Annotated in this window: 15 protein-coding genes; 10 read left to right on the forward strand and 5 right to left on the reverse strand. The window is 55.8% G+C overall.

The window, feature by feature from the left end; all coding sequences use genetic code 11:
- Positions 1–7: 7 nt before the first annotated feature.
- A complete protein-coding gene (locus DXY03_RS12230) occupies positions 8–577 on the reverse strand; it encodes a hypothetical protein (protein WP_170951990.1) in 570 nt (189 codons plus the stop codon).
- On the opposite strand from DXY03_RS12230, the gene DXY03_RS12815 reads away from it, so the two are divergent.
- Positions 578–730, forward strand: coding sequence for a helix-turn-helix transcriptional regulator (locus tag DXY03_RS12815; protein ID WP_371637687.1), 153 nt, complete (start codon positions 578–580; stop codon positions 728–730). It begins immediately after the preceding gene.
- An 83-nt stretch (positions 731–813) separates the two neighbouring features.
- Here the strand turns inward: DXY03_RS12815 and DXY03_RS12235 are convergent, their stop codons facing one another.
- Complete coding sequence (locus tag DXY03_RS12235; RefSeq protein ID WP_170951991.1) at positions 814–966, reverse strand: hypothetical protein; 153 nt, start codon at positions 964–966, stop codon at positions 814–816.
- 6 nt (positions 967–972) lie between these two features.
- Here DXY03_RS12235 and DXY03_RS05325 point away from each other — a divergent pair, with 6 nt between their 5' ends.
- Genes DXY03_RS05325 through DXY03_RS05355 form a run of 7 tightly spaced genes read left to right on the forward strand, consistent with a single transcriptional unit; the run spans position 973 to position 6,884 of the window.
- Positions 973–1,494 (forward strand): helix-turn-helix transcriptional regulator, encoded by a 522-nt coding sequence (locus DXY03_RS05325; RefSeq protein WP_115009514.1) that lies wholly within the window; start codon positions 973–975, stop codon positions 1,492–1,494.
- A gap of 12 nt (positions 1,495–1,506) precedes the next feature.
- Entirely contained in the window at positions 1,507–1,914 is a 408-nt protein-coding gene (locus tag DXY03_RS05330) for a hypothetical protein (RefSeq protein ID WP_136987649.1), read from the forward strand.
- Positions 1,911–4,145, forward strand: a complete 2,235-nt coding sequence (locus tag DXY03_RS05335; protein ID WP_115009516.1) for a DNA-binding domain-containing protein — start codon at positions 1,911–1,913, stop codon at positions 4,143–4,145. The genes DXY03_RS05330 and DXY03_RS05335 overlap by 4 nt, the downstream gene beginning before the upstream one ends.
- A complete protein-coding gene (locus DXY03_RS05340; protein WP_115009517.1) occupies positions 4,142–5,242 on the forward strand; it encodes an ATP-binding protein in 1,101 nt (366 codons plus the stop codon). Before DXY03_RS05335 ends, DXY03_RS05340 begins: the two co-directional genes overlap by 4 nt.
- Complete coding sequence (locus tag DXY03_RS05345; RefSeq protein WP_115009518.1) at positions 5,239–5,814, forward strand: hypothetical protein; 576 nt, start codon at positions 5,239–5,241, stop codon at positions 5,812–5,814. Before DXY03_RS05340 ends, DXY03_RS05345 begins: the two co-directional genes overlap by 4 nt.
- 45 nt (positions 5,815–5,859) lie before the next feature.
- Positions 5,860–6,369 (forward strand): hypothetical protein, encoded by a 510-nt coding sequence (locus DXY03_RS05350; protein WP_115009519.1) that lies wholly within the window; start codon positions 5,860–5,862, stop codon positions 6,367–6,369.
- The gene (locus DXY03_RS05355; RefSeq protein WP_115009520.1) at positions 6,369–6,884 is read left to right on the forward strand and encodes a hypothetical protein; all 516 of its coding nucleotides are present in this window, start codon (positions 6,369–6,371) and stop codon (positions 6,882–6,884) included. The genes DXY03_RS05350 and DXY03_RS05355 overlap by 1 nt, the downstream gene beginning before the upstream one ends.
- 14 nt (positions 6,885–6,898) lie before the next feature.
- Here the strand turns inward: DXY03_RS05355 and DXY03_RS05360 are convergent, their stop codons facing one another.
- Complete coding sequence (locus DXY03_RS05360) at positions 6,899–7,498, reverse strand: hypothetical protein (RefSeq protein WP_115009521.1); 600 nt, start codon at positions 7,496–7,498, stop codon at positions 6,899–6,901.
- A 190-nt stretch (positions 7,499–7,688) separates the two neighbouring features.
- On the opposite strand from DXY03_RS05360, the gene DXY03_RS05365 reads away from it, so the two are divergent.
- Positions 7,689–8,315 (forward strand): site-specific DNA-methyltransferase, encoded by a 627-nt coding sequence (locus DXY03_RS05365; RefSeq protein WP_170951992.1) that lies wholly within the window; start codon positions 7,689–7,691, stop codon positions 8,313–8,315.
- Positions 8,316–8,319: 4 nt separating this feature from the next.
- Here DXY03_RS05365 and DXY03_RS05370 read toward each other — a convergent pair whose 3' ends face one another.
- Together DXY03_RS05370 and DXY03_RS05375 are read right to left on the reverse strand one after the other, a co-directional pair.
- Entirely contained in the window at positions 8,320–9,924 is a 1,605-nt protein-coding gene (locus DXY03_RS05370) for a serine/threonine-protein kinase (RefSeq protein WP_115009523.1), read from the reverse strand.
- Positions 9,921–10,472, reverse strand: coding sequence for a sigma-70 family RNA polymerase sigma factor (locus DXY03_RS05375; RefSeq protein ID WP_115009524.1), 552 nt, complete (start codon positions 10,470–10,472; stop codon positions 9,921–9,923). Before DXY03_RS05375 ends, DXY03_RS05370 begins: the two co-directional genes overlap by 4 nt.
- A 585-nt stretch (positions 10,473–11,057) precedes the next feature.
- Between DXY03_RS05375 and DXY03_RS05380 the strand changes: the two genes are divergently transcribed.
- Positions 11,058–11,573: a hypothetical protein gene (locus DXY03_RS05380; protein WP_170951994.1), complete on the forward strand. Its 516-nt coding sequence runs from the start codon at positions 11,058–11,060 to the stop codon at positions 11,571–11,573.
- Positions 11,574–11,688 lie beyond the last annotated feature (115 nt).

Consider the following 11,688-nt stretch of genomic DNA (forward strand, 5'->3'; position numbering starts at 1 on the left):
TTGGAACTCAGCTCTCCTTACCAGGCTCACTCGTTGGTCTCTCGTGCTCCTCGCGATCAACGACCCACTGTGGCTCAACTATCGGAGCTGAATTTCCGTCCTGCTCTAAGAGCAAGTATTTGAATAGTTCAAGCACTCGCTTTGCCTCAAGGTCACCTGCACTCCTGTAAGTCTTTTGGAAAACGTACGCACAGAGAGTGTCTCGATCCTCCTTGTCCATTGCGAGTAGTAGCGAAACTGCCGCAGTCCCGAGAATCTTCACCCCACCATGGCCGAACTCTCCGCTGAGTTCGCGGAATTCTTTGCCCATCGCTTTAGGCAGTTGAAGCCCCTGTCCCGCCCAATCGGTGGGGATTTTTCCTTGCCTGCTCGATTTGCCGCTTGATTTGCTCTTAGCCATTGACCATTTTTTTATGCAAAAATGCCCGGAGTGAGTTGACAAGCCAAATCTTCCCCAGTTAGATTGGTCACTGTAATGAGTTGCAAACCCTTTGCCAACTCCGAAGGGGACCACATGGATCACAGAATCAGAGAAATCCGCAAGGGAGTCGGAGTTTCCCAGGAGCAGCTGGCCCACATGGTGAACCTGACTCGCCAGACCATCAGCAACTTTGAGAGAGGCGTTTCCTCGCCGTCGCTCTTGGACATGAAGCGAATCTCCCAAGCCCTGCGTGTACCTCTTCCCGACCTCCTTTCTCCAGAACTCATAAAGCCATCAGTTGCGGCTTAGCCGCACTCAACACCTGCACTTACTGGGCAGAGATGCCCGGTCAGTGCTTCTGACTCAGACGCCGACGCGGAGTGCTCGGCAAGCTAGGGCATCGATCCACGGAAGATCCCACGGGCAACCCGTGAGCCACACCCTGCACGATGCGTCGCGTCTGAGTCACTGAACATCATCGCGGTCCACAGACGGATCGCCAGCACGATCGAGAACGACTTCGTGCTCACCACATTCGAGGGCATGACGCCATGACCAGTCTGATCAGCTTGAGCAGCCACAACTCAGAGATTCCCGTCATGCGCTACCACAATACTGTCGCCGCCCGCGTCATCGATCGTCACAACCTTACCAACGACCAGGTTGCACGCGAGGCTCAGCTTGACCCTTCACATATCAGCCGCGTGATCAGCGGCGAACGAGTCCTCTCTCCCGAGGTGCTCCGGGCGCTCTGGACCCTCACCAGAGACCCGGAGCTCCTTATGGCGATAACAGGCGATCCCTCAATCACCATTGTCGCACAGGACGAGGGCAATGCGTCAAGCGACATCGTCAGCGAGTGCGTCGTGACGACCTCATACATACTTCATAAGTGCTACGAGTCCCTCGATACCGACGACGCTCGTGTGAAGCGAGTCGCCGACCTCGACAGAGCCATCCAAGCGCTCTGCGCCCATAAGCGTCAGCTGCTCGACCAGCTTGATCTTTCACCCGCCCCATCCACCCAACCCACCCAGCATCGCAGTAGCCAGAAGCTTGACTGTGTTGCGTAACCAGATCGGAGATTGATCGTGCAACTCAATGCCAAAGAGTATGAGACACCCAAACCCGGACCACTCGCGTCCTCCGTCAGTGGCGGAAAGTACCTTGATCTCACGCCTAACGAAGAAACTTTGCTCGCGATGCTCGACCGGTTCGCACCAGAAACCAACCCAGTCGCTTGGCCGTGCGACTTCGACTCCATGATCCGCATGGCCGAACGCAAGCCAGCGATCCCTCAAGACAAGATGATCAGTGCGCTTGCATCGCTCTCCTCGAAGAAGGTCATCGACTACCAGCTCTCAGTGGTCGAAGGGAAGCTCCAGATCTGGGTCGCACTCTACGTCCATCGCAAGCGGCTCGCCCATGAGCTCATCACGCTCCTTCACGACTCAACCAAAGCCGTGCAAGCGGTTCAGTTCCCCGCAGCATGACCGCACTACCGATCCATCGCGAACAGACCACCGCCCCGCAGGAGTGGGTGCCCATCGATGTCGCTGCCGAGGCACTTGGCACATCAGAAGGCAACCTTCGTCGCAAGTGCAACGAGCAGCTTCAAGCCAAGCACCAGGCGAAGAAGATCCTCGTCGACGGCACGCATAAATGGCACCTGCACACGAGCTACTCTCCTCGCCTGCGCCGGATCTCTGTCGAGACGGACGATTCCGGGCGATCGAAGATCCAAGAGCTCATGGAGACAATGCCAGCTGAGAAAATCAAGCAGGCTCAGCTCCTCGCACAGATCGTGATCGAGTTTCGCAAGTTCCGAACGAGCACTGCTCGTACTTCCTTCGCTTCATTCAAGAAAGCGATGGAGACCAAGTACGGAACCTGCCCTGGTAAAACTCGCTTGTACGACATGGACAAGAACTCCCCCGCATCCGAGGACATAGAGGGGATCGTGTACGCTGTCATCGATCGACGCGGACGAAAGAAAGGTGACATCCAGACCTGTTCTGAGGCCGCGTGGAAGTTCTTCTGCGATCTCTACCTACACAAGAACCAACGCTCGCTCGCCAAGTGCTGGAGACACACACGAGAGCAAGCAAAGGTAGAGGGATGGGCATGGCCATCGGAGCGCCGGATCTACCAGCTCGTCAACGAGCGACTCGACCCATCTATGGTCTGCCTACAACGCGAGGGGCAGGATGCCTGGAACCGTAAGTTCCTCGCGCCCATGGAGCAAGATCCCAACGCCTGGAAGGTCGGTCAGTGCTGGGAATCGGACCACATGGTCTTCGACTTCGATGTGCGCGTGATCAAGGCGGGCAAGTGGGTCCGCACACGCCCGCAGCTCACATCATGGATGGATCGCCGCACACGACTGATTACCGGGTACCACGTCAGCGAGCAGGGCAACCAGATCACGATCCGCGCCGCGCTGCTCAACGCCCTGCACAACCCAGAGATCGCACGCCCGGAAGTCGTCTGGCTCGACAATGGCAAGGACTTCATGGCGCAGTCCATCGGCGGGCTCACCAAGAGCGAGCGACGATCGACACCCAAGGAAGAACGCGAGCAGAACGAACGAGCAGCGACCGGCATTCTCGGGATGCTCGGCATCACCCCCCACTTCGCGATGCCCTACAACCACGACGGCAAGTCGCGGATCGAACGCTGGCACGGAACCGTGCACGGGGAGTTTGACAGGGACTTCATGAGCTACTGCGGGAACAAGCCCGGCATGCTCGACAGCATCGCTCTTCGCGATCAACGGAAGGATATCCTCTCGCTGCCAACCCTCGACGAGGTGCGAGAGATCTTCGACGAGTTCATCGCCTGGTACAACACGCGCACCGAGCATCGCATCGACGATCTCAAGGACCCAGATACGCTCGAGCGTATGAGCCCGATCCAGTTCTACGATCGCTACCTCGAGACAAAGCCCGTCATCAACAAGAACGCGCTCAAGCTGCTTGAGCCGATGTGGTCACCAAAGCCGCTCAAGGTGCACAAGAACGGGATCTCACTGAAGATCGGTGGCGGGACAGTTCGCTTTGGTGACACAGCCGTCGAGCTCGAACCCTTCGTCGGATCCGACAAGCGTGTTTACGTCAGCTGGGATCCCGAGGACACCACGCAGATCACGGTCTGGGACGAGGACTTCAAACTCGTCTGCACCGCGATGGAGAACAAGCGATACGGCGGACTGGCAAGCGACAAGGTCACGATTGCTGATCGCCGCGCCGGATTCGCCGCACGACGCGGTCAGAAGCGTCGTGCGAAGCAACGCGCGGACATCCTCACCATGACGATGGACAACGCCGAGCTCGCCTCGCGAGAAACCCGCAAGCGCGAAGTAGCAGAGACACAGGCGAAGCTGGAAGCGGAGCGAAAGGGTCGAGACCCACACGACGCACCTCAGCTGCGTCTGGTACGCACCCGACTCGATGACGCACCCGATGACGTCCAAGAGCAGAAGCACCGCAAAGCTGCGGGCGCTGAGCACTACGAGGATCCGGAGAACTGCGGGTCGATCATTGAAGCCGCGCGAGATCAGCATCTCAGCGAGGAGGCGGAGTTCGCTTCCTCATCATTGATCAGTGCTGACCTAGACGTCGAGCATGACGAGTTCGCGACTGGAAGTCTGACCGATGCCGAGGGCTTCGGTTTCGATACCGAGGAGATCGACCCAGATCTCCGCATTATGGATCACCTCCGATGAGCCGTGATCGCAATAACACGAGAGACGACAAGACTCTCGTCAATCAGGCCGCGAAGGAGTCGCGGGCTATGGAGGCAAGGATGCTGCCATCATCTGGTGAGCTCTCGCAAGAGCAGCTCGATTTCGTGCGTCAGCGCGTCAACGAACGATGCGATGAACAGTCGCTCAACTACGAACAGGTCGACAAGAAGGTCGGGGTCGCTCGCAAGGCCGTCAGGCGCTTCATGGAGGACCGCTACGAGCATAACGACACGATCATCGCTCGCAAGCTCGATCGCTGGCTCCGGGGCTCTGAGGGCGGCGTGGGCGAGATGCCAGGGCAATACGTCTCCACCGATGTCGCGGAGAAGATGATCGGTGTTATCAAGCAGATCGTTCGCCGCAAATCAATGGGAGCAATCGTCGGACCTTCAGGCACGAGCAAGACAACCGTGCTCAAGGCGATGGTCGCGATGATCCCCAACTCGGCGCACATCGAGTTCACCCGCACCGATGGATCGCAATCGACCGTACTCCGCAGACTCTCTGCTGAGCTCGGTCTCAACGATCGCTACACCTCGTACCGCATGATGCAGAACCTAGTGAAGTCGCTCAAGGACAGCGACCGCCTGATCCTGCTCGACGAGGTCCACTACCTGAGCAAGAAGGCGATGAACATCATCCGAGACATCCACAAGCAGACGGGGTGCCCGATCGTGCTGGTGGGTACTCAGGACCTCCTCGAGACAATCGATGACTTCGATCAGTTCCACGGGCAGATGAAGTCGCTCGTTTCGATGACCTACAACATCACCGCCGAGTGCATGGCTACCGGCGAACCGCTCTACAGCGTCGACGATATCAAGAACTACGCGACCGCGATGAAGATCAAGATCGACCTCTCCGGCGCTGCGTTTGTTGCAGACCTGGCCAGCACGCTCGGGTGGGGCGGGCTCCGCAGCGCCGCGTACCTCATGCTCAATGCGAACATGCTTGCACGAGACAAGACTGTCACTGTCAAGCACCTCAACTCCGCGCTCCGCGAGATGGAGGGCTACGACGGCTTCCAGCGCACCAAGCAGAAGCAGACCCAGAGCCGAAAGGCGGCGGTCGCATGAGCTGGTCACCAAAGCAACAGAAGCTCGTCATCCTCGCTGCCCGATTTGCCGGGTGGAACATCATCCAACGCTACATGGTGATGAAGCACTGCGGGTGTCCCATCGATCGCGAGACCGGGCACCCATCGGTCAAGCACGAACGCAACACCAATCAGCAGTTCAAGATGTTCATGAGCTTCGCCGAGCCGGTCGCCAAAGAGAACGGCAAGCCGCTCTACGCACCCAAGAACTACGGGTCCTGGGGGGCGGCGATGAAGGACGATTGCGAACGCCTACGCGACCGTGCTCATCGGATCATGCTCGAGGGAATCGAGCAGATCCCGAGTAAGTTCGACGAGGGCCTTGAGCAGTATGTGGTCAAGCACGTGTACCAGCAGGACCAGTCCGAGACCGGAGCGCAGTTCCTCGAGTACGAACCAGAGTGCTTCCTGCATTGCGATGCCCCCACGCTGGTGCGCTGCATCGAATGCATGCGTGCGTTTCTAGGGCGAGAGTTCGCCAGTCGTGGGATCGTGCCGCAATCCTTTGATATACCGAGGAAAGCACAAGAGCGAGCGAGACGAGCCAGCTGAAGGATCAGCTGACACGAGGTATCCACGAGTGCATGGAGGCACGATATGGCACCCTTTGACGACGACATCGACCAGATGAGCTTTGCGGACTTGGATCACCTACCCAAACCGGGACGCCGCGTGCACGATCTCGGGATCCGAGTAATCGAAGATACCGCATCGCCCAACACACGCTCCCCGGAACGCAACCGCAAAGTCCTCAAGCTACGCTGGTTGCTGTGGACATATGTTCGGACGCGTGGCATCGGCGCGGAGTTCCAGGCGATCGACTTTTCGCACTGGGCATCCAAGCAGCCACAGTACGAAGATGACGTCGATCTGCGTTCAACTGGCGGGATGTTCCGAGCAATGACAAATGCGGGAATCCTTGAGCAGATTGATTTCCGCAATAATGGCGGAAACAAGGAGACCGGATACCACGGAACACCCCGTGCCGTGTATCGCGTGATGCACCTGGACTACTCACTCCTCGGATGGCCGGAAGATCTCTCTGGCATCGAGCAGGACGGGGTGTGGACCAACACACACCCTCCACGCAGGAAGGTATCGGCCTGATGCGGATCGCCTGCTCTATCCAGCTCACCAAGGCCCAGCTCGGAATGGGCATCGCCGGCGCGGAGTGCATCTTCGTGCCCGACGTGCGATTCACCACCTGGGAGCCCTTCGCCGACGACCGAATGCTCCCGTGGGGTCTCAAGGTCTACCGCTCCCTCGAGCAAACACGAAAAGCACGCCGATCGCAGCTGCGTTATCGCCGTTACGGGCTCGCCCCAGATGTGGGAGAAGTGGTCCGCGTCTGGTTGCCCGAACGCAGCACGCCACGATACGGGTACTTCACAGAACAAATCGACGGCGAGACTGTTGAAGGCATGCACGATCAAGGACTGATTCACTTCGATCGGATGCCGGACCAGTTCTGGCAGACGATCAATCGACTCAAGAAGCTCGGCTACAGCGATCTCGACCAGCACATGGAGAACCTGATGTTCGACAATCGGCGATATCGCTGGGTCGCGATCGATTTTGGAGAATACTCAAACAACGCAACTAATCGGGAATCAGCAACATGAGCTCAGTGAGCCCGTCAAGCATTGTGGACTACCTGACGCAGACGCTGATACAGCGTCCTATTCGCTTTCTCTCGAAGCTCAGAAATCCGAATGCACATATGAAGAGCAGATTTTCGAACCTTTTCCTGCGAAGCTCTTATTTTTTCCGTGATATGTGTCAGTTCGTCATACTTAGGATCATGATCAATAGTTGCATAAGAGTCCCCGATCTCAAAGTCCCGAAGCTCTCTCATCCCCTCGCACAGCACTTGGATATGCCTTTGAAATCCCTCAAGAAGTATGACGACCTCATGGTCTGTAGAATATGTGACCATAGATATAGAGTCCGCAGCCTGATTAGTAATTGCCTCCATACAGGGCGCAAATTCATCATCTCGGCTAGCCTTATCCCCCTCGACATCATAATACCGAAGCATAGATGTATACAAATTTTGAGCATCAATAACCTTCCTATACAACTTCTCTGCTTTCTCGGCGAGCTCTCTCAGCCTATCACGCTCGCCTTGAATTTCAAAGATTATCAAAGCTGTGATCATGGGAATCATCCCACCAAGCACGGCAGCTATAAGGGTGGCGGCAGGAGTGAGCCACCATGACTGTTCTGGAGCATTCATAACGACCACCTTTCAATCAATTGATATGTCATTACGGAATAAAGGAGTGGGGCCGGGCGCGCGAACGCCCGGCACCCCTGACGACGGCCAGCCTGCAAGCAAATACCGTCGCCAAGTGAGGATATGAGCATGGAAGCGAAGTATCTCGATGAGCAAAGAATCAATGCAGCGTCTCGTAAAGGGAGACGCAATGACCAAGCTGCGCTTGGTCAAGACCGAAAGCGCACAACTCATTCTTACAGACCCACCCTACGGGATCGGCTACGAGTCCCAGAAGGGCGTGAGAATCGCCAACGACGAGCGTCCGTTCATCTGGTGGATGCACGACGCCTATCGCATCTGCAAGCCAGGAGGGGGAATCCTCTGCTTCACACGATGGGACATTCAGGAGGTGTTCAAGATCGCCCTGGAATCCGCGGGCTTTGTGATTCGATCTCAGGTCGTCTGGGACAAAGGCGGCAACGGGATGGGCGATTGCAAGAGGCAGTTCAGCCCGCGTCACGAGCTGATCTGGTGGGCTACGAAGGGACGCTTCGCCTTCCCAGGCAAGCGTCCTCTGAGCGTGCTGCATGTTCCCAAGCCACCAAGCCACAACCGCAAGCACCCCACCGAGAAACCCGTGGAGCTCATGCGTCAACTGATCGAAGCAACGACTCGTTCAGGAGATCTCGTGATCGATCCGTTCACCGGCGCGGGCGCGTCAGGAGTGACGGCGACACTCACGGGTCGACGCTTCTTCGGCGTCGAGATCAACGGGAAGTATGCTCGCATCTCGCGTCAGCGAATCGCAGAGGCGAGAGGTAACAAGAGATGCTGATTATCTATCTGTCTCTTGACCTCTTCACACGATCAACGATGGGATCGCTTGGGCTCGCGACGAGTCGGAACAACCGAATTGCCTCGTTGTATGAAGCGTCTGATACATCTTTGGGACGCCCCGCAGCTTTCTGCACGTCGCCGAGCAACCACCAACTGAAGGCGATATCAATCCGAGAGACAACGGGATCGGCAGCGTATATTTCAACCGCATCGCGGAGCATCAACTCACCTTCCATCGAGATCAATGCTGCGTGCGACCAGATGTTCCACTCCGGGAACCGCTTGCTCAAAGCAGCGATTGTGTACATACTCGCCGGACTGAGTTCGCCGTCTCGAAGCCGTGCGTCGAGAACGGTCTTCTGGAATGCACCCTTCATCTCTTCCACTTGGACGCGGAGTGCATCTCGCTCTTGGAGTTGTAGTTGTTGGTTTATGACAATTGTAACCAATATCGCAACAACAATGAGAGATACCGCTGCGACCCAAGGATTCCGACGCAGGAACAGGCAAGCACGTTCAATCGGCCCTTCAGCACCCGTAGGCATGAACCGCCTGATTCGTTCTACATCAGCTCTGATCCCATCAGCTGAAGCGTACCGCTCGGATGGTATGCGACTGAGACACTTCCTCACCACTCTACGCATGCGTCCATGCACCATGCTGCAATCAACGCTGCGCCGACTCGAAAGGAACTTTAAAGCTTCAAGCTCAGTTTCGCCGTTCGGATATGTACCAGTGATCAAAAAGTATGCGATCCCACCGATCCCATACACATCAACCGCAATCGAATCGGCATTGGGACGCATCTGTTCCGGAGCCATGCATAAAGGAGATCCCGCAACAGTTTGATCATCGAGATCGTCCACTGCAACACCAAAGTCTGCAATAACTGGACGCCCCTCGGCCATGATGATGTTCGATGGCTTGAGATCACGATGAACAATGGGGAGTGAATGAATGGCTTGCACACCATTGCAAATCTGGATCAAGATCTCGCTGATCTCATTGATTGAGACGATCTTTTGCTCTGCCCACTCGTCTAATGTTGGCCCATCGAGAAACTCAAACACCTGGTACGCCAATGGCGAGTGCTTAAGGTCGATGTCATGATCGTAGACACGAACCGCATTTGGGTGATCGATGCTCGGCACACGCACTCTCCGAAGCGCATCAGGACTCTTGTAGACCTTAATCGCAACGGTCGATCGTTTCGCCGATTGAAACTTGCGATCGGTCGCCCTGTACACGCTCCCCTGCGATCCGTTGCCTACAAGCTCTTCAATGCGGTATCGTCCCTTGCCATCATGGATGCTTGGACCAATAAAGCAACCGGCATCCAAGCTGGTATTCGTCGGTTCAAACATCGCTCTTCGACGCGACTCACTCTCGATCATCAAACGAATCTCTTCGGTCAGGCAATCGGGAAGACGAGTACGAAGGTACTCAATCGCATGCTGAGCGTCCTGAGCCTGTATCAAATCCGTGTGCTCAATCCAAACATTAAGTGCATCGATAACGATGTCAGGGTCGGAATCTTCCCTTCCCTCCAGCACTTCCTCAAGGGAATCACCACTGAGGATTCGAAGCTCATATCTTGGATCAATCACTTGATCCTCTGCTCAACGTTGTTTCGGATTTCGGCCTTAATGAATCTGATGTGTGTTCGCACCGTGCTGGGATTCAGACTCTGGGCTGCGATTTGCTGCGAAGTCAAGCCTTTGCAGTACAGGTTGAGGATGTCACGATGACCTGTACTCAACATAGCCATCTCGTCAATCACTTCAGCAACCAGGTCCCGGTCGAGCTCTGGGAACTCGACCTCCGCGACTCTGTGGAGCGTTGCATATCTCTGCCTGCGATTTCGCTCGTTGATTTCCCGTCGAGAGTGATCAGTGACCGCGTTCTTCATTACACGCGAGATGTACGACTTCCCATCTCTATCGTTTGCAAAGCGTTCCCTCTCTGGCAGTTCAGCCATCCTCCGGCAGGTTGTAGAGACCAACTCGCATGTGTCCGTGTGCCTATTTCTCCTGGCAATTTTTCTCGCGTGCTTTCGAACCCATGGCAGGTGAGCTGCGACAAACTCAATATCTCGTATCCCCATAGCATCATCCTTCATGAAAAAAATATTGAATGGATCACAACAGACGCCCATATGACTTCGCTCTATTTGTATGGGCCGTCACAGATGCTTCAACCCGCAAGAAATCAACTTAAAAAATGCGTGCGTCAGTACGGTCCCCAGTATAGGGGATTCCGTAAGTCTGTTGCAAGAAGGCTTTTCTCTCCGATTTTGGATGAGTCAACCCACCAGCGTGGTGGGCACAGATCTCTTCCAGAATATGGAGACCAAAGATGCATATTGCATTCACAGCCGTCACTGCCGCGATCCTCCAAACACCTATCGATGCCCCCCTCGCACAACTCGAATCTGAGGCGAGCCTACGACTTCATGTCCCGAACCAAACCTTCCCACACACTTCTGAGGAATCGTTCCAGAGTCCAAGCGGGCCAGCGTGTCAAAGTGCACCGGATGGATCACCCGCTTCGGTTGTCATCTGCTATGACAACGCATGCAAAGCCTACAGAGACGAGTTCAACAACTGCCCAGACGCAGATTGCCGAGCAGCCGCAGCAGCTGAGTACACACTCGCGATTAATGCGTGCCTCGAGCAAATCTCATCTGACTCCTGGGTCATCATCTGGTATCGAGGGGATGAGTTCGGAGTTTCTTACGAGTTTGACATCCCTGACGGCGCACGTGCCTTCCTCTTCTAAACCTCGTCCGTACACGGGCATTGAGGGCGGCTGGGAAGCCCGCCGTCCTCAGTTTCGACAAGGTGTAGCAGTAATGGATGCGAAGGCACACGGGCGACTCATGTCGCTCATCGAAGGTGAAGATCGCCAGTTCAAAGATTCAGTAGTTCGGATGCTGAAAAACGTCCCAATGCTCGCGACCGGCGAGCTCCACGACCCCAACTCACCTGTGTATCACCCCAAGACTTTTGCGGTTGGCTTCCCACCGCTGTCGGTCATGTTCAATCCGGCAGATGGATTCCATGTCCTGGTCTTCGAAGAAATCGACTCAACTCCAAGACCCATCAAGCTTCCACTCTCCGAATGCTACCACAACCCTAACGACATATTGAACGCTCCGCGCACAGCGCACAGCACCAGCGCGCAGTGCAATGCCGCTCACGAGCAACGTGCCGGGGAGATTCCAGCATCAGATTGCAGATGCCCCGCTGAGCTATAATCATTCCCGCATTTTAATCAGCAGCCCCAAATTCATCGTAAACCAAGACCACACCGCAAATTACCGCGATACGACGCTATACGAGGGCCCTTCCGGTAATTCCCTGCGGATCATG

The organism is Synechococcus sp. N5, assembly GCF_900473925.1.
GTDB lineage: Bacteria > Cyanobacteriota > Cyanobacteriia > PCC-6307 > Cyanobiaceae > Parasynechococcus.

Bases quoted from the DNA above. Each gene is read 5' to 3' on its own strand.
- DXY03_RS05365 (WP_170951992.1), top strand. From the start codon at position 7,689: ATGACCAAGCTGCGCTTGGTCAAGACCGAAAGCGCACAACTCATTCTT.
- DXY03_RS12815 (WP_371637687.1), top strand. From the start codon at position 578: ATGGTGAACCTGACTCGCCAGACCATCAGCAACTTTGAGAGAGGCGTT.
- DXY03_RS05375 (WP_115009524.1), bottom strand. From the start codon at position 10,472: ATGGGCGTCTGTTGTGATCCATTCAATATTTTTTTCATGAAGGATGAT.
- DXY03_RS05340 (WP_115009517.1), top strand. From the start codon at position 4,142: ATGAGCCGTGATCGCAATAACACGAGAGACGACAAGACTCTCGTCAAT.
- DXY03_RS05355 (WP_115009520.1), top strand. From the start codon at position 6,369: ATGCGGATCGCCTGCTCTATCCAGCTCACCAAGGCCCAGCTCGGAATG.
- DXY03_RS05360 (WP_115009521.1), bottom strand. From the start codon at position 7,498: ATGAATGCTCCAGAACAGTCATGGTGGCTCACTCCTGCCGCCACCCTT.
- DXY03_RS05345 (WP_115009518.1), top strand. From the start codon at position 5,239: ATGAGCTGGTCACCAAAGCAACAGAAGCTCGTCATCCTCGCTGCCCGA.
- DXY03_RS12235 (WP_170951991.1), bottom strand. From the start codon at position 966: ATGCCCTCGAATGTGGTGAGCACGAAGTCGTTCTCGATCGTGCTGGCG.
- DXY03_RS05325 (WP_115009514.1), top strand. From the start codon at position 973: ATGACCAGTCTGATCAGCTTGAGCAGCCACAACTCAGAGATTCCCGTC.
- DXY03_RS05335 (WP_115009516.1), top strand. From the start codon at position 1,911: ATGACCGCACTACCGATCCATCGCGAACAGACCACCGCCCCGCAGGAG.
- DXY03_RS05350 (WP_115009519.1), top strand. From the start codon at position 5,860: ATGGCACCCTTTGACGACGACATCGACCAGATGAGCTTTGCGGACTTG.